14 protein-coding genes are annotated in these 17,502 nt (G+C 62.4%); 13 read left to right on the top strand and 1 reads right to left on the bottom strand.

Annotated elements, in window-relative coordinates; translation table 11 throughout:
* Window positions 1–639: 639 nt before the first annotated feature.
* The 13 genes from MAXJ12_RS15185 to MAXJ12_RS15125 all read left to right on the top strand — a co-directional run bounded on the left by MAXJ12_RS15185 (window position 640) and on the right by MAXJ12_RS15125 (window position 17,118).
* Complete coding sequence (locus MAXJ12_RS15185) at window positions 640–1,974, top strand: hypothetical protein (protein ID WP_139043904.1); 1,335 nt, start codon at window positions 640–642, stop codon at window positions 1,972–1,974.
* Window positions 1,922–4,993 carry an AAA family ATPase gene (locus MAXJ12_RS15180; protein WP_085983955.1) on the top strand — a complete coding sequence of 1,024 codons (3,072 nt, stop codon included), beginning with the start codon at window positions 1,922–1,924 and terminating at the stop codon, window positions 4,991–4,993. Before MAXJ12_RS15185 ends, MAXJ12_RS15180 begins: the two co-directional genes overlap by 53 nt.
* A gap of 219 nt (window positions 4,994–5,212) precedes the next feature.
* Window positions 5,213–5,872, top strand: a complete 660-nt coding sequence (locus MAXJ12_RS34435; RefSeq protein ID WP_139043903.1) for a TetR/AcrR family transcriptional regulator — start codon at window positions 5,213–5,215, stop codon at window positions 5,870–5,872.
* A gap of 130 nt (window positions 5,873–6,002) precedes the next feature.
* Window positions 6,003–6,863, top strand: coding sequence for a TauD/TfdA dioxygenase family protein (locus MAXJ12_RS15170; RefSeq protein ID WP_008836788.1), 861 nt, complete (start codon window positions 6,003–6,005; stop codon window positions 6,861–6,863).
* 112 nt (window positions 6,864–6,975) lie between these two features.
* The gene (locus tag MAXJ12_RS15165; RefSeq protein ID WP_008836787.1) at window positions 6,976–7,869 is read left to right on the top strand and encodes a carbohydrate ABC transporter permease; all 894 of its coding nucleotides are present in this window, start codon (window positions 6,976–6,978) and stop codon (window positions 7,867–7,869) included.
* The gene (locus MAXJ12_RS15160) at window positions 7,859–8,692 is read left to right on the top strand and encodes a carbohydrate ABC transporter permease (protein ID WP_008836786.1); all 834 of its coding nucleotides are present in this window, start codon (window positions 7,859–7,861) and stop codon (window positions 8,690–8,692) included. Before MAXJ12_RS15165 ends, MAXJ12_RS15160 begins: the two co-directional genes overlap by 11 nt.
* A 32-nt stretch (window positions 8,693–8,724) precedes the next feature.
* A complete protein-coding gene (locus MAXJ12_RS15155) occupies window positions 8,725–10,002 on the top strand; it encodes an ABC transporter substrate-binding protein (protein WP_008836785.1) in 1,278 nt (425 codons plus the stop codon).
* 396 nt (window positions 10,003–10,398) lie between these two features.
* Entirely contained in the window at window positions 10,399–11,283 is an 885-nt protein-coding gene (locus tag MAXJ12_RS15150) for an AraC family transcriptional regulator (protein ID WP_008836784.1), read from the top strand.
* Between the two features lie 217 nt (window positions 11,284–11,500).
* Entirely contained in the window at window positions 11,501–12,547 is a 1,047-nt protein-coding gene (locus MAXJ12_RS15145; protein WP_008836783.1) for an ABC transporter substrate-binding protein, read from the top strand.
* Between the two features lie 74 nt (window positions 12,548–12,621).
* Window positions 12,622–13,443, top strand: a complete 822-nt coding sequence (locus tag MAXJ12_RS15140; protein ID WP_008836782.1) for an ATP-binding cassette domain-containing protein — start codon at window positions 12,622–12,624, stop codon at window positions 13,441–13,443.
* Complete coding sequence (locus tag MAXJ12_RS15135) at window positions 13,440–14,693, top strand: sugar ABC transporter permease (RefSeq protein ID WP_008836781.1); 1,254 nt, start codon at window positions 13,440–13,442, stop codon at window positions 14,691–14,693. The genes MAXJ12_RS15140 and MAXJ12_RS15135 overlap by 4 nt, the downstream gene beginning before the upstream one ends.
* A gap of 23 nt (window positions 14,694–14,716) precedes the next feature.
* Window positions 14,717–15,445 (top strand): SDR family oxidoreductase, encoded by a 729-nt coding sequence (locus tag MAXJ12_RS15130; RefSeq protein WP_008836780.1) that lies wholly within the window; start codon window positions 14,717–14,719, stop codon window positions 15,443–15,445.
* 59 nt (window positions 15,446–15,504) lie between these two features.
* Entirely contained in the window at window positions 15,505–17,118 is a 1,614-nt protein-coding gene (locus MAXJ12_RS15125) for an FGGY-family carbohydrate kinase (RefSeq protein WP_008836779.1), read from the top strand.
* Window positions 17,119–17,211: 93 nt separating this feature from the next.
* On the opposite strand, the gene MAXJ12_RS15120 is transcribed toward MAXJ12_RS15125, so the two are convergent.
* Window positions 17,212–17,502 (bottom strand): hypothetical protein (locus MAXJ12_RS15120; RefSeq protein WP_008836778.1); only part of this gene is annotated, 291 nt, incomplete at its 5' end.

Here is a 17,502-nt window from a genome sequence, read left to right as displayed (position 1 = left end):
TTTGCAAAAACCGGCACGGCGCGCCAAGCCGATCTCATCAAACTCGTATTGGAGATGGGCATACCGCTTGCCCCGGCCGGGACAGGTCGGGTCATCGAGGTGAACGGCCAAGCCGACGCGGCGGCAATCCAAGTGAAATGACCGCTCGCGATGACGCCGCCGTTGTCGTCAGAGTGCCGCGTCTGGTGGCGACCAGGGAATAGGTGCTGGAAAGGGACATCTCGTTTACCTCCAAAGGGGACAGCGAGGTCGCCCGGGGCAAGTGCCCACGGCAAAGACCTGTCGGACAAATCGGCGATGACCGGCTCAGCCGGTGGTGAGGATGCCGCTATATCGATGTCTTTTGTAACCGCGCGATATCGCGCGATACGCGGTTTAGTTGCAATTCCGTTGCATTCGCGGATCCGTTGCAACAGAGCGCAACAGGAAAACTCGGCTTTCTGAGGCGCCGCTTGGCGTTGATGCCTATGCTTCGCGGCAACTGCAGCCGCTGTTTCGGATCGACAACGATTTCTAGCGGATTCAGCGTTACGTGTTAAACTGAAGTCCAGAGATCTGTCGGGATCGGGGGCGGCGCGTATGTGGCAAGGGCTCAGTCGGCATCGCTTTCAAATTGCACTGTCCGTTCCGCCACTCCTGGTGGCCCTGATCTCGCCGGCATTCGCCGCCGATCCATTTGCCTCGAACAACGGCCTCTATCCCGATCAGAGCCAGTGGCAGGGCACGTATCGAAGCCTGAACTACGACTATCCGGAAACCGCCGAAAACAAGTGGTTCGCGGTCGCGCCGCGCACGCCGCTCACAATCGACAATGCCGGCGAATACGTGGCTGCGCTGAAGTCCTTCGTCGAGCCGTCCATGAGGGGAATGATCGACGAGGCCGACAGCTGGGACCCGGCAGCAAACGGGTGGTACGGCATGATCTGGCAAGGTGACGGCGCCAAGGGGCCGAATGGCGTCACCGATCCCGAGAGCGGACAGGAGTCCATTCTCGGCGCGTTCTCGGGTCAGGTGATCACGAAGGAGACATTCGTCGATCCCGAAAATTCCTATCCCCCGCTGACGGTGGACATGCAGAACCACACCGTCATCTACTATGACCCGCTGTCCGCCACGATGCTGAACAAGCTGTGGGCCAATCCATTCAATCCCGACCGGCAGGCGGTCTCCTTTCCGGAGGGTGGCATGGTCGTGAAGGCGGCCGCCGTGACCCCAACGCCGGAACAGTGGCCAGTGCTCGAGGGTGCGGCAATCTGGAATGTATACCGTCCGACGGTCGAGGCGCTCGAGGGCCTCGACTACAATCCTTATACGAACGCCAAGCCTGAGGTCGTTCCGCTCAGGGTGCTGCAGTTCGACATCATCGTGAAGGACAGCGTGGCATCGCCGCAGACCGGCTGGGTCTTCGTCACCTATGTCTACAAACTGGACGCTCCCGGCGAGACGACATGGGACAAGCTAGTGCCGCTCGGCGCTATGTGGGGCAACGACCCTGCTTTCGCTCGCGAGGCCAACGGCATGGATCCGAACGGCGGCCCCCTGCAGGAGACCTGGATCAACGATGAAGCGCCGGCGTTTGCGAAATCGTCACTCGGCTGGGGCGGACGACTTTCGGGACCTATCGATGTGTCGGAACGCCACAATGTGCTTTTAACCGACGGAACTCGCGTCCCGGTGCTGCATGCGTCCTCCTGCCTGAGCTGCCACGGGACAGCCCAATTCCCATTTGTGGCCAATCTCTATCCGTCGCCGAACCGCACATTCCCACGCGAGGGCACGCTGTTTCCGATGTACCCGCCAGGATCGGAGATGTGGTCGCGCTGGTTCCAGAACAGACCTGGCTCGCTGGCCCAGAACGACAACGAGGGATCGGTCGCGCTCGACTACGATATGCTCATCATGTTCGCGCTGAGCGCCTTTGATGCAGCGGCTGGCAACGACATCTACGTCCAAGATCATGTCGACGTCCATTAGAGGGCCGCTCGACCGGCTTGACCAGTTTGTTGCCGGCTCTCCGACGCAGGACCAGAGCGCTCCGTCTCAAAATCGCCAGCTGACGGTGATGTTCGCTGACCTTGTGGGATCGACCACACTGCTCGAGGAGCAGGGACCAGAAGCGTTCAGCGATCTCCTGCGCGTCTATCACAGCCTGTGCACGGAGGCGACGCGGGCGCAAGGCGGCACCGTCGCCAACTATCTGGGCGACGGTGTAATCAGCTATTTCGGATATCCCCGAGGAACGGAAGACGATCCTCTGCGCGCCGTGGAGGCTGCATGGGCCATCGTTCAGAACCTCAAGCAGATGAGCAGCAAGTCTGGAGGTTGCGCGCTTGCCGCGCGGATCGGCATTGCTACCGGCCGCGTCATAATCCACCAGAAGCCAGGTGATCACTACGGCGAGAACGTTGTTGGCGCCTGCCTGAACAAGGCGGCGCGGCTGCAGGCGCTCGCTCTGGAGAACTCCGCGAACGTCTGCGCTGCTACGCGGAAGCTGGTCGGAAAAGCCTTTGAATTCGAAGATCTTGGGCAGCAGTCGCTGAAGGGCTTCGAGCGGCAGGAAGCCGTCTACCGCATAAAGCCGCGGCGGCGCAAAGGGCTCAGCCGCTTCGAAGCGCTGCGTGGCGAGCGGCGCACGCCGCTGGTCGGGCGCGCCGAAGAGCTGACGCTGCTGCGCAAAATGATGGCGCAGGCGTCGGACGGGAGCGGTGGCGCCGCCGTTCTGGTTGGCGAGCCCGGCATTGGCAAGTCGCGGCTCATCGATGCCTTACGGCACAATGAGGCGCAGGAGAGCGTCCGGTATCTGTCGCTGCAATGTTCGCCCATACACCAGTTCTCCTCGCTGCACCCGGTGAAGGATTACCTCGACTGGATCTCCGGCGTGAATGCCGACGATCCGCCGGAAACCCGTCGCGACAAACTTCGCAGATTGTTCCAGTCGGCCTGGCAGGCCAACGAGGAACAGACCGCGGTGCTGATGGACGTGGTGGCGTCGAGCGGCCCGGCGCAGGAAGCCAATGCAGACATCGGCATCCTGCTCAAGCGCCGCATGGCGTTCCAGATTCTGTCGCGAAAAGTGTTCAGCACGGCGATGCCTGGCCGCCCGCTTTTCCTGGTCTTCGAGGATGTACACTGGATAGATCCCACGTCGGCCGAGTTCCTGGAAAATCTGGTCAGAAATGCGCCCGATCATGCTGCCGTCGTGCTTGCGACCACCCGCCCGGAGGGACCATTCGCCGATCGGTTGAACGCGCTTGGCGAAGTCGTGCGGCTGGACCGCCTGAGTGATGCCGAGGCGGTCGAACTGGCCAGGGCGGCTGGCCGAACCTCCGGGCTGGACAGCAAGACGCTACAGGCCATTGTCGAGAAATCAGATGGGGTTCCGCTCTTCCTCGAGGAATACGCGCTGATGCTCGCGGAAAGCTTCGGCACGCGCCAGGCAACGGGAGCCACGGAACAAAGAAGCATTCCGCTGACGTTAGGCGGGCTTGTGCAGAACAAGCTGGATCGACTCAATCCGCACGCTCAGAAGGTGGCACGGATCGGGGCAGCCATAGGGCGCGTCTTCGATCTGCAACTGGTCAGGAAACTGTCGGACCTCGGCAAGGATGCCTTCGACAAGGCGCTCGATGCCCTGGAGGCAGCGGACATCGCGCATCGCGACGCGGACATGGGCAGCCGCCGCGCCGCCAGCTTCAAGCATGCGCTGGTTCAGGATGCCGTCCATGCGTCGCTGAGCACCGCCGAGCGGCGACGTCTGCACGGGACCGTGGCAGACGCGATGCTGTCGGAGGAAGACGGCCGGAGGATAGCAGCCGAGGTGCTGTCGAAGCATCTGCTGGAGGCCGGCCGACACGCCGAATCCGCCGAGTGGCGCCTTGTGGCGGCAATGGCGGCGGCCGGCGAGGGCAGTGCCGCCGAAGCGCTCGCGCATATCACTCAAGGGCTTGCTGCGATCGAACCGCTGCCCGAAGGGCCTGAGCGCGACCGGCTCGAGCTTCGGTTGCGCGCCATCGAGGGCCCGACACTGATGGTGACCCGCGGCCCGGGCAGCCCGGCTTTCGGGGCCGCACAGGCGCGCGCGCTGACGCTGTTGCGCGGGCAGGACAACCCGGACAACCTGGTTCCCGTCATCTACAACGCCGCGCTGCACGCGTGGGCTTGCGGGAGGCTCGCCGACGCCGATGCAACGACTGACGAGATATTCGACATCCTGGAGGCGGAACCGTCGGACGGCGCCTTCCTCGCCGCACATACAATGCGCGGTCTGGTGGCTTGGCATCGCGGCGACAATGCCGCGGCTTTCGCGCATTTGAGCGCTACAGTGGACCGCTACGATCCGGAGCTCCATCGCGACTTCTACACCCGATTCCTGAAGGAGTTCGGCGTCTTCGGCAGTTTCTATCTCGGATTGACCCATACTGTGATGGGCGAAACGGAAGCGGGCGCGCGCCTTGCCCGGTCCGCCCTCGAAATCGCGAAGCTGGTCAAGCGTCCGCACGCCTATGGGTTCGGTTTGCTCGCGAATTTCGTCACCGCAATATTGCGAGGCGATGTGCCAACTGCCGCGCGCTACAGCGAGGAAGGTCTTGAATTTGCCGGACGACAGGGTTTTCCAGAAATGGCCGCCATGTCGCTTGTCTGCCAGGGATGGGTAAAAGTCCGGCGCGGCGAGGCCGAAGCCGGAATCAGGCAGATGGAGGAGGGGGCAGGGCTCTGGGAAATGACCGGCTTCGAGAACTGGCAGGCCTTTTTCGCGACGCTGCTGTCGGACGCCTATGTCACAGTCGGGCGGCTCGACGATGCCGGCGTTCTCCTGGACCGGCACGACGAAAGGGTAGCGCGTTTCGGCGAAGCACAATTCGAGCCGCCATTGGCGCGTTCCAGAGCCATGCTGCTCTCTGCCAGAGGAGATACGGAAGGCGCAGCGCGGAGTCTTCGGGTCGCGCAGGAGTGCGCAAGGCGGCACAAGGCAATGCTTTGGGCCGGCGGATAATCTGACTTGCCGCGTTGCATTCTAACGTGCTGCTGGGACGTGCGTTCAGCCATGCCCGCGGCCCACTCGTCGCGCCGAACGCGTCGCCCCAGTCTCGTCCCATCACACGAGCCAAACCGTTGCCGAGCCGGCTGATCTCCGGCAATGTCGAACATCAACGTCAGTCCGGGTTAGATTCTCAACTCTGCCTGAATCTGCAAACTGGAATTGAGCATCGAGATGGCAACAGGCGGCAGCGCAGGTTCGGTGGAGGACACGTCGACAACGACGCGAGACCGCATCAAGGCGGTTGCGGCGGAACTTTACGTGCTGCGCGGCCACGACGGATTCAGCTTCGGCGACATTGCAGGGGCAATCGGCACCACACGCGCCAACATCCATCATCATTTCGGCAACAAGCGCCAATTGATGGAAGAGCTGATCGAGGACATTGCGTCCAACGCTCAGGCGCGCATCGAGCGCTACTGGATGGCGGGCAACCTGACCTTTGCAAAGCGGCTGGCCATGCAGCTCGACGACTTGCAAAGCTATTATCAAAAGTTCAACAAGACGGACGAGGACCGCCATGTCTGGAGTCCGATCTCGCGTTTGCGTCACGACCTGCCCCTTCTGGGTGCGGAAGCCGTTCGTGCGCTGGAGCGTGTTAACCGGAAATACGACGTCTGTCTCCGACACGCCGTCATGCAGGCGATCGCATCCGGTGAATTGCGGGCCGAGACGCCGATTGACGATGTCGTACGCATCTTTCGCGTCACGCTTCTGTCCTGTCCGCCGATGACCCAGGATACTGGAAGCTTCAAGGAAATAGCCCGTCTGTTCGACGCGCTCGCGCATTCAGTCCTCGCCGCCTGGAAAGGGCCGCATCAGCCGGATTCATGATCGCTCGCCAGACGACAAAGCTGTTGACAGCAAACGCGCCTTCGGATACTTACTTGCACGTAAGTCAGTTTCTCTTGTTGCCCTCATCTCTGAGGTAACAGGACGGCAGCGCCAAGGGAGGTTACCGAAAGTGTTTCGTGACGAGGAATTCACCAAATTCGAGGTGCTGCCGTTCACGGGTTCGCTAGGTGCGGAAATCCGCGGCGTCGATCTGAATACGGTCGGCGACGACGTGTTCAAGGATGTCTTTCGCGCGCTCCACGAATATCATGTGCTGGCAGTGCGTGACCAGGATCTGACGCCGGCCACGCTGCACAAGGTCGCCCGCAGGTTCGGGCCTTTCAGCGGCAATCCGGTGCACACGCCGCTCGACGGATTCGACGACATCGTCAAGTTCGTGCGCGAGCCCGACGATACGGGCAAGGTTATCGGCGAAGACTGGCATATGGATCTCGCCTGGTTGCCCAAGCCGCCGGGTATTACGATACTTTACGGCGAGGAAGTGCCTCCCGTAGGCGGGGACACCTGCTTCACCAGCCTCGAGCGGGCCTACCAATCCTTGTCGCCGCGGCTGGTGTCCATCCTTGAAGGTCTCACCGGCATCCATAGCGGGCGCGGCGTCTTTGCCATCAACGCGTCGCAGAAGCGGCTCGGCGTGAGCAAGGACATGGAAGCGATCGAGAACGCGGCGGTGGAGCATCCCGTCATCTGTGTCCATCCGGTGACCGGCCGGCGCTACGTCTTCGTGAGCAGCGTGCTCATTCATTTCAAGGGCATGACCGAAGAGGAGAGCAAACCGCTCATCGACCTCCTGATGGCGAGAGCCATCCGGCCGGAGTTCAACTGCCGCCTTCGCTGGGAGCCGCGGACACTGGGAATGTGGAACAATCCCTATGTGCTGCACACCGCAATCAATGATTACCCCGGATACAGACGCGTAATGTACCGGACGACCGTGGAAGGGGAGGTGCCCCTGGCTGCGGTGAATTGAGCGACGCGGCGCAAGGAGGTCGCCGCAACGCTGATACTCGAACGTACCGCCACACTCGGTCATGGAGTGGCGGGGGCTATGATGGGCCCGGCAGTCATGACCGGGAGGAAGAATGCAAGCACGCATAGAGCGGCTGCGACGAAACTTGACGGGCACGCTCCCGTTCATTGCGCCCGTGCATGTGATGGTGCTGGGCGTAATCGTGATTCCGTCACTGTTCGTCGTCTGGCTGAGCTTTCATGCGTCGACCTTCGGCCAGGCGGCGACGTTCGTCGGCTTCGACAACTATGTGCGGGTGCTGAGCGACAGCTATTTCTGGCGCTCGCTTCTCAACACGGTGATCATCATTGCGGTGGCAGTGCACCTGGAACTGGTCATCGGCCTCGGCATGGCGCTTCTATTCGCTGCCGGCCTGCCCTTTCAACGCCTCCTTCTTGTCGTCGTGCTTGCGCCGTATGCGATAAGCGAGGTGACGGCTGTCGCCATGTGGCGGTTTCTGTTCGACCCGGATGTCGGGCCGGTGACGGTTGCGATCCGGTCGCTCGGCCTGCCGCCCCTGGACTGGACGTTCATTCCCGAGCACGGACTGGCGCTGGTCGGCCTGCTTACCATCTGGCTGCACCTGCCCTTCACCTTCGTCATTCTCTACGCCGCCCGACTGGCAATTCCGAAGGACCTCTACGAGGCGGGCAAGACCGACGGCGCGTCCCCCATCCAGCTTTTCCGCAACATCACCCTGCCGCTTCTGGCGCCGGCGATGCTGATTGCGATGCTGTTCCGCTACATCTTCGCCTTCCGGCTGTTTTCGGAAGTCTGGTTGATGACGCAAGGCGGGCCGGCCCGCACGACAGAGGTCGTCGCGGTGTACCTCTATCTCGAGGCCTTCCGCTACAATTCCTTCGGGACGGCTGCCGCCACCGCATGGATCATGGTGATCATCTCGCTGCTGCTGGCGTCGGGCTATATATGGCGGCTGAGGAAGGAGACGGCGGCCAATGCGCACTGATCGCCTCCTCTCCGGCATGGGCAAGGCGCTTGCTGTTGCCGCGATCGTCCTGTGGTCGATCTTTCCGATCGCCTTTATCGTCCTGTCGTCGTTCAAGCCGGGCCGCGACATCTTTGCCGTGCCGCCCAAGTTTTTCTTCGAACCGACTTTCGCCCACTATCTCAATCTGTGGGAACGCTGGGGGAGCTTTTTCGACGGGCTGCTCAACAGTCTCATCGTGACCGCCGGTGCGGCATTGCTTGCAGTCGCCGCCAGTTCGCTCGCCGGCTTCGTCTATTCACGCTACAGCAGCAGAATGCTTTCGGGATCGCTGTTCTTCCTGATCTGCATTCGCCTGATCCCACCCATCGTGGTCACGTTGCCATTATTTCCGATGGTCAACTGGATGGGGCTCAACGATACGCACCTGATACTCATCCTGCTCTACGCCACCTTCTTCGTGTCGCTCGGCACGGTGCTGATGCGCACCTTTATCGATCAGGTCCCGCGGGATCTCGACGAGGCGGCGCTGCTCGACGGCGCAAGCCGGCTGACCATCCTGCGCAAGATCATCCTGCCGCTGGTGGCGCCGGGAATGATCGCGGTCGCCGTCTTCGTGGTGGTCTTTGCCTGGAACGAATTCCTGTTCGCTTTCATCTTCACCGCGACCAAGGCCAAGACAGCGCCTTTCGTGCTCTCGGAGATGATCAGTTCCGTCGACGGCGTGGACTGGGGCGTGCTCTTCGCAGCATCGACCATTCAGCTGGCGCCGGTCCTGCTGTTCGTAATCTTCATGAACCGATTTCTTGTTGCCGGCCTGACCGCCGGCGCGACGAAAGGGTGACGGGCAGTCACCTAAACCAGGGAGGAAAAACAATGACCTTGAATGTGACCAGACGACATTTCTTGGCTGGCTCCGCCGCCGGCGCGACGATGCTCCTCGGCCGCCCTGCCTTCGCGCAGAGCAAAACGCTCAACGTGCTTTCCCATCTTGTGCACCAGAATGTGCTCACCAAGGGAAACGCCGGCGACGTCATCGCGCCATGGCGGGAAACTGAAGGGGCGGAGATTTCCTGGACGACGCTGGACAGCAATCCGCTTCAGGACCGGCTGTTTCGTGAAGCCAGCCTCAATCAGACGGATTTCCATGTCGGCTACGTGATCGACAACCGCGTGACGCCCGAAATCGCCGGTCTGTTCGAGCCGCTCGACAGCTTCCAGGCGGCCGATCCGATCGAAGATTTCGACGATATAGCGGCGGGTCTCAGGTCGGCCATGACGGTCGGCGGCAAGCTTGTCGGCATTCCGGTCCGCCATGCCACTCAGGCGCTCTTCTACAACGAAGCGCTGCTGGAGGAAGCGGGCGTTGGCGCGCCGCCGACGACAATCGAGGAACTGGTGGAGCAGGCGAAGAAGCTGACCTTTACGTCGAAGGCTGGTACGCCCGTGGTCGGCATGACGCTCGCAAGTGACCTCGCCGTATTCCCGGTGATGTTTGCGCGCGCCTTCGGCGGCGACTTCATAGACAGCGAGTTCAAGGTCGTTCCCAACCGCGAAGCGATGGAAAAGGGCCTGAGCGTTCTTGCGGACCTGTTCAAGGCCGGTGCGCTGCCGCGCAGCTACGCGACGACCCGCAACGACGATATGGTGACCTGGCTGCAGCAGGGCAGGGCCGCTTTCGGAGTGCTGCCTTTCGCGCGCTTTGCCCAACTCAACAACAGTGAGCAATCCGCCTTCCCCGGCAAGATCAAGGCCGTTGCTTTCCCGGGCTCCGCAGGCGGTGCGGAAATGGCGGCGGTGGTGGAATCCTGGGCGATGGCGATCCCTGCCAACTCCGCCGACAAGGAACTTTCCTGGAGCTTCATCAAGGCGGTCTCCAGCAAGGCGGTTACGCTCGGAGCCGCTCGAAACGGCAATGGACCGGTGCGCGTATCCACCTATGCGGATGCGGAATTTTCGGCGTCCCAGCCGCTCGCCAAGATCGAAGCCGCCACGCTCGCCAAGGCGCGTCCGGCATTTCCTGCCTTTCCCGAAGCCGTCCGCGCGCAGGCAACCTTCCTCGAAGAAGTGCAACTCGCCGTACTTGGCAGAAAGTCTCCGCAGGAAGCCGTTGCAGCGATCGTGGAACGCGTTACGCCGCTCTTGCCGGCCTGACGGCCGGGTCCGGTGAGCGGGCACTTGCTGTGGCTTGTGGATGTGGGAACCGTCTTACAGGCAAGCGATGTACGCGGACCCAAATGCGCTTGCAATCGTCCAGGCTTTTGCAAGCGCGTTCGATCTGCGTGCTGGATCGAGCTGTTGGCTATGTGAGGGTCCCTCGCTGACATACGCAACGTTACCGCCACAGCTTAATGTCTGATGTTGGCTTTCGCCTGACATCAATTTATGGCCCCAGGAAGATCAAAAAAGTATCATCGTCTCGTCTGAATCGTGGTGGCGCCCGATTTGGCCCACAGTTAACATCGATGCACATTGAGAGCCGGAAGCATCCGGCCGATCGGGAGAGCAGGCCGATCTGCGGAAACGCAAGTAGGCCCGGAGGAAACGGTATTGGAACCGGACCTGGAAGTCGTTCAGATACGGCGTGGTGAATCCTTCACGGCCTGGTCCCACGGTTATCCCTTCCGCACCGTGCGCTGGCACTTTCACCCGGAATATGAAATCCATCAGGTGGTCGCCACCACTGGCCGTTATTTCGTCGGAGACTTCATAGGCGAGTTTGAGCCCGGCAATCTGGTCGTGACCGGCCCCAATCTTCCGCACAATTGGGTAAGCGATATCCCCAAGGGATTCAGCATCCCGCTACGCGGGCGCATCATTCAGTTCAGCGAGAGTTTCATTGGCGATACCATGAAAGTCCTGCCCGAACTCGGCGGGCTCGGCGAGGTCCTGGAATCTTCGCGGCGCGGCGTGCTGTTCACGAACGAGACCAGCAAGAAAGTAGCGCCGCTGATGGAGGAGTTGATGCAGGCGCAGGGTGTTCGCCGCATCGAACTCTTCATGATGATTGCCGGCGCGCTGAGCCGCGCGCAAGGCACTCGGATGCTCGCCAGCGCCAGCTATCTGCCCGATCCGCCGGGTTACATGTCGGCGGGCATCAACAAGGCTCTCGCCTATGTACGGGAGAACCTCACGCAGCCTTTTGACGAATCGGATCTTGCGGCCATTGCCGGCCAATCGACCGCGGCGTTCTCGCGGGCCTTCCGTCGCCACACCGGCATGTCGCTGGTGCAATATGTGAAACGGCTACGCATCAATCTCGCCTGCCAGATCCTGATGAGCGAGGAAGCGGCATCGATCACCGACATCTGCTTTCAGGTCGGCTTCAACAATCTTTCGAATTTCAACCGGCAATTCCTGGCGGAGAAGGGCATGCCGCCGTCCAAGTTTCGCAAACTACTGGCCGACAACATCAACGCGGCGAGAGCCGCATAGACGGAGGAGTTAGGGAGGAGAAATCGTCGAACGACAGAAAGGCGGCTCGCTTGCGCGGTCCGTCATGGAGATCGCTTGTCCGAGATTTGTTTCGGCAGGCCTTCGGCCCTCATTAACCAGGAAAAGCCCAGCCCCGTCACCCAGATCGCAGCGGCGGGACTGTTTCAGGAAGCGCAACGACTTTCCTATAATCATAACCTCCAAGGGAGAAGATGGAATGACAAGGTTCTCTTTGAAGTCGACCGGCCTCGCAATGCTGGCAACCACTCTCTTCAGCGGTGCGGCTTTCGCCCAAACCGCCACCGTGGCCTTCCTGATGCCGGACCAGGCGTCGACCCGTTACGAGGAGCGCGACTATCCCGGCTTCCAGGCCGAGATGAAGAAGCTCTGCCCGGATTGCACCGTTGTCTACCAGAATGCCAATGCCGACGTGGCGCTGCAGCAGCAGCAGTTCAACTCGGTGTTGTCGCAAGGAGCGGCCGTGATCGTGCTCGACCCGGTCGATTCCAGCGCCGCCGCTTCGCTGGTTCAGCAGGCGCACAGCCAGGACGTCAAGGTCATCGCCTATGACCGCCCGATCCCCGACACACCGGCTGACTACTATGTGTCATTCGACAACCAGGGCATCGGCAAGGCGATCGCGCAGTCCCTGGTGGACCATCTGAAGGCCGAGGGCGTCGCTGAAGGATCGGGCGTCCTGCAGATCAACGGCTCCCCGACGGACGCAGCCGCGGGGCTCATCCGCGACGGCATCGACTCGGCGCTGGATGCATCCGGCTACAAGACGCTGGCGGAATTCGACACGCCCGACTGGGCACCGCCGGAGGCGCAGCAGTGGGCAAGCGGTCAGATCACCCGCTTTGGCGACGAGATCAAGGGCGTCGTCGCGGCCAATGACGGCACCGCCGGCGGCGCCATCGCCGCCTTCAAGGCCGCGGGCGTCGACCCTGTGCCGCCCGTCACAGGCAACGACGCAACGATCGCGGCCCTTCAGCTGATCATTGCTGGCGACCAGTACAACACGATCTCCAAGCCTTCCGAGATCGTCGCTGCGGCGGCGGCCAACGTCGCCTTCCAGTTCATCTCGGGCAAGACGCCTGAGGCCAAGACGACGCTTTACAATACTCCCTCGGAGCTCTTCGTTCCCGCGGTGATCACCGCCGAGAACATCAAGGCCGAGATCTTCGACAAGGGCATCACGCCGGTGGCTGACGTCTGCACCGGCGACTACGTCGAGGCTTGCGATAAGCTGGGCATCAAGTGAAACTCTAGACCGTACGGGCCCGGCTGCTTTTGGGGCGGCCGGGCTTTCATTCTTCGACCCCGCCGAGGCCCGCCATGTCCGACGCCGCACCTATCCAGTCGCAGCCGCGCAGTGCACGCGGCGAGCCGGTCATCTCGCTCCGCAACGTGTCCAAGAACTTCGGCGCCGTGTCCGCGCTCACCGACATCGATCTCGACGTCCATGCGGGCGAGGTCGTGGCGCTGGTGGGCGACAACGGCGCGGGCAAGTCCACTCTCGTTAAAGTGCTGGCAGGTGTCTTCCAGCCATCTGCCGGGACGATCAGCTTCATGGGTCGGGAGGTGGCGCTGTCTTCTCCCTCCGTCGCGCTCGACATGGGCATCGCCACGGTGTTCCAGGATCTGGCGCTCTGCGAAAACCTCGACGTGGTGGCCAACATTTACCTCGGCCGCGAGAAGGATCCCTGGCATCTCGACGAGGTGGCGATGGAGGTCCGTGCCTGGACCCTGCTCAACGAGCTCGCCGCGCGCATCCCCTCGGTGCGGGAACCTGTGGCATCGCTGTCGGGCGGCCAGCGCCAAACCGTCGCCATCGCCCGCTCGCTGCTGCTCGAGCCCAAGCTAATCATGCTGGACGAACCCACCGCCGCGCTCGGCGTCGCGCAGACGGCAGAGGTGCTCAACCTTATCGAGCGCGTCCGCGACAAGGGCCTCGGCGTCATCGTCATCTCCCACAATATGGACGACGTGCGCGCCGTGGCCGACCGCATCGTGGTCCTTCGGCTCGGCCGCAACAACGGCGTCTTTACGCCGGCGGACTCCCACCACGACCTTATAGCCGCGATCACCGGCGCTTCCGAGAACTCGGTCTCGCGCCGCGCCGGCCGCCTCGCCGCGCAGGAGGAGGGCCTCGCATGACCCACAACCCCAACTCCGTCGCCGGCCAAGCGCTTGACCGGGCCGATACGCGCGTTCGCCAGGACGAGGGACTTGGCGGGGCGCTGCGCGCCTTCATTGACCGCGTCCGGTCGGGTGACCTCGGCATGATCCCGGTGGCCGTTGGCCTCGTCGTCATCTCGGTCATCTTCACGTCACTGAACCCGGTCTTCATCCGGCCGGGCAACGTGTCGAACCTCCTCTACGACTGCGCCACCACCGGCATCATCTCTCTCGGCGTCGTCTGCGTGCTGCTTCTGGGCGAGATAGATCTTTCCGTAGGCTCCATGTCGGGGCTCGCTTCCGCCATCCTCGGCGTCCTCTGGATCAACAATGGCTGGCACCCCGCGGGCGCGATCCTGGTGGCGCTGGGAATGGGCGCTGCGGTCGGCGCGCTCTACGCGAAGCTCTTCAATCGCGTGGGTATGCCCACCTTCGTGGCGACGCTGGCAGGCCTGCTCGCGCTTCTCGGATTACAGCTTTACCTGCTGGGGAGCACGGGCTCGATCAACCTTCCCTTCGCCCAGCCGCTCGTGCGGTTCGGGCAGAACCTCTACATGCCGAACTGGCTGTCCTTCATTCTCGCGCTGATCCCGGGGGCGGCAGTGCTTTGGACCGGCTTCAGGGCCCGAGCGCGGAGGCAGGCGGCGGGTCTCACGGGTGTCGCGATGAGCGTCATCCTGGTCAAGGCCGTGGCGCTCACGGTCGTTCTGCTGGTGGTAGTCCTGTATCTCGCACAAGGGCGGGGCGTGCCCTGGATGTTCGGTCTGTTCGTGCTCCTTGTGGTGGTGATGGACTACGCCTTTACCCGAACGAAATGGGGGCGCTCGCTGATGGCCGTCGGCGGCAATCGCGAGGCCGCGCGCCGCGCCGGCATCAACGTGCGCCGAATTTATCTCAGCGCGTTCGTGCTCTGCTCGACATTCGCCGCGCTTGGTGGCGTTCTGGCAGCGGCGCGCCTCGGCTCGTCCTCGCAGCAGGCGGGCTCGGGCGACGTGAACCTCAATGCCATCGCGGCGGCGGTGATCGGCGGGACATCGCTCTTCGGCGGAAGGGGCTCGGCCTATTCGGCCCTGCTCGGGATCATTGTCATCCAGGCCATCTCGAACGGGCTGACCCTTCTCAACCTGTCCTCGTCGCTCCGTTACATGATCTTGGGCGGCGTGCTGGCGCTGGCGGTGATCGTGGACAGCCTCGCGCGCCGCTCGCGGGCTTCGCACGGCCGCGCCTGAACAACCGATAGGAAAGGAAAGCAATGGGCCAGGATTTAACCGGAAAGGTCGCGGCAATTACTGGAGCCGCGTCGGGAATCGGCCTCGCATGCGCCCGGAGTCTTCTGGATGCTGGCTCCCGTGTCGTGCTGGTCGACCGCGCCGAAGAGAATCTGAAGACAGTCTGCTCGGAACTTGGCTCCCAGGCTATTCCCTTGGTGATCGACGTGACCGATCCCAAATCCGTCGCAGGCATGATGCCGCAAATACTCGAGAAGGCCGGCAAGCTCGATATTTTCCATGCCAACGCCGGTTCGTATATTGGCGGCGAGGTGGTCGAGGGAGATCCCGACGCCTGGGACCGCATGTTGAACCTGAACATCAACGCCGCATTCCGCTCGGTGCATGCGGTTTTGCCGCACATGGTCGGCCGCAAGAGCGGCGATATCATTCTCACCAGTTCGATCGCCGGTCTCGTTCCGGTTGTCTGGGAGCCCATCTATACGGCTTCCAAACACGCGGTGCAGGCGTTCGTGCACACCGTGCGGCGGCAGGTGGCCAAGCATGGGTTGCGTGTCGGGGCGGTGGCGCCCGGCCCGGTTGTTACGGCGCTCATCAGCGACTGGCCCAAGGACAAGCTGGATGCGGCGCTGGCGGCCGGAGATCTCATGCAGCCGGAAGAGGTGGCGGATGCCGTCCTGTTCATGCTGACCCGACCCCGGAACGTCACGATCCGGGACTTGGTGATCTTGCCGCAGAGCAACGATCTTTAACGGCGAACGCAACCGCTCCGTAAGTGCAGCGCCGTCCACTACAGGACAGACCAGCGACCATGACCAACCACTATCTCGGTATCGATGTCGGCACGGGCAGCGCCCGCGCCGGCGTCTTCGACCAGTCGGGAACATTGCTGGCGTCAGCCAAACACGACATCGCCGTCTGGCACGAGGCCGGCGACATCGTGGAGCAATCGAGTGACGATATCTGGCGGGCGGTATGCGCAAGCGTTCGCGAGGCCGTGGCCAGATCAGGGATCGCTGCCGGATCAATTGCCGGGATAGGTTTTGACGCCACCTGTTCTCTGGTCGTGCTTGACCAGGACGGACGCCCTCTGCCCGTCAGCAACTCGGGAAACGACGAGCGCAACATTGTCGTTTGGATGGACCATCGAGCCGCCGAGCAGGCGCGCAGGATCAACCGGACCGGCCATGAGGTGCTGAACTATGTCGGCGGCTCGATTTCTCCCGAGATGGAGACGCCAAAGCTGCTTTGGCTGGCCGAGCACATGCCGGAAACCTTTGCCAAAGCCTGGCAATTTTTCGATCTGACGGATTTCCTGACCTGGCGAGCAACAGGCAGTCTTGCCCGCTCTGTTTGCACTGTGACGTGCAAGTGGACCTATCTGGCGCATGAAAATCGCTGGGACGAGAGCTATTTCAGAGAGATCGGCCTGAGCGCACTTGCCGACGAGTCGTTCCAGCGGATCGGCACGGAGGTGGTGCCGGGGGGCGTTCCTCTCGGCAGCGGCCTGACGGCGACGGCGGCGGCCGAGCTTGGATTGACGCAGAGTACGCCGGTCGCCGCGGGCCTGATCGACGCCCATGCCGGCGGCATCGGGACGGTTGGCGCGCGAGGGGACGTCGGCAGCGTTCAATCCCGAATGGCGTATGTTTTCGGCACATCCGCATGCACCATGTCGTCGACTCCGGAAGCCACATTCGTGGAAGGCGTGTGGGGGCCGTATTTTTCCGCCATGGTTCCCGGGCTGTGGCTGAACGAGGGTGGTCAGTCGGCTGCAGGCGCGGCTATCGACCACCTCGTCAGAATGCACCCGGCTGCAGAACAGGCTGCCAGCACCGCGCATGAGCACGGCGTCAGCCTCAGCCACTGGCTGTCGATGAAAGTAGAAGAACGCGGCGGCGCGGCAGCGACGGAAGGGCTCGTAGGCGGGATTCATGTCGTCCCGGAGTTCCTCGGCAATCGTGCCCCGTTTGCCGACCCGGATGCCCGCGGTCTGATTGCCGGGCTCGGCATGGAAACCGACTTCGATAGTCTCCTCGGACTCTATCTGGCAGGCGTCTGCGGGCTTGGCTATGGCGCTCGCCAGATCGTGCGGTCCCTGCATGAGAAGAATGTGCCGATCGATACGATCGTCGTCAGCGGCGGTGCGGGCCAGAGCCCGCTTGTCCGTCAATTGCTCGCCGACGCAACCGGCATGGTCGTTGCTGCCTCCACTTCCCAAGAACCGGTCTTGTTGGGATCGGCAATACTCGGAGCCGTTGCAGCGGGGCACCATAAAGACACCGTTACCGCCATGGCGGCCATGTCGGAACTAGGCGAATTATATCGCCCCACAGTTGAATCCGGCGGCTGGCATGCGAGGCGTTTCGCCGCTTTCGAACTGCTGCAACGCACCGGCCGGTCTATAAGGGATGGCCAGCTATAGTTGGCGGCACTTGTCGCTATACTCAGCCTTGGCAAGGGATCCCAAGCCTATTTCGAGATGAGTTTCTCGTAGTCAGCGATTGGTCTTGGCCCTTCAATACATAACTGTGTTGAGTGTGACATAGACGGGTGAACCCGCCTCGAACTGTGTGCTGCCGCGCGCGACCAGCCAGCCATCCGCACGCTCCAGGCGCGCAACGACCCGCAGCGTTGGCGAAGCAGTCGCGCTTGCGGGCGCGGCCAGGGAAAAGGCCGTCGCCTTTGACTTGCCGTCGCTGTCGATGCGCGTTTCCGCGGCGCGACGACGCGTATTGTCCTGAATGGCAGGGTCCTCGAGATAAATCTCGAGATGACCTTCCGGGATAACCGCGCCGCCCTCGAACGT

The organism is Mesorhizobium alhagi CCNWXJ12-2 (genome assembly GCF_000236565.1).
GTDB lineage: Bacteria > Pseudomonadota > Alphaproteobacteria > Rhizobiales > Rhizobiaceae > Allomesorhizobium > Allomesorhizobium alhagi.
The sequence above is the reverse complement of the archived record's forward strand: the minus strand, read 5'-3'. Positions and strand labels throughout refer to the sequence as shown.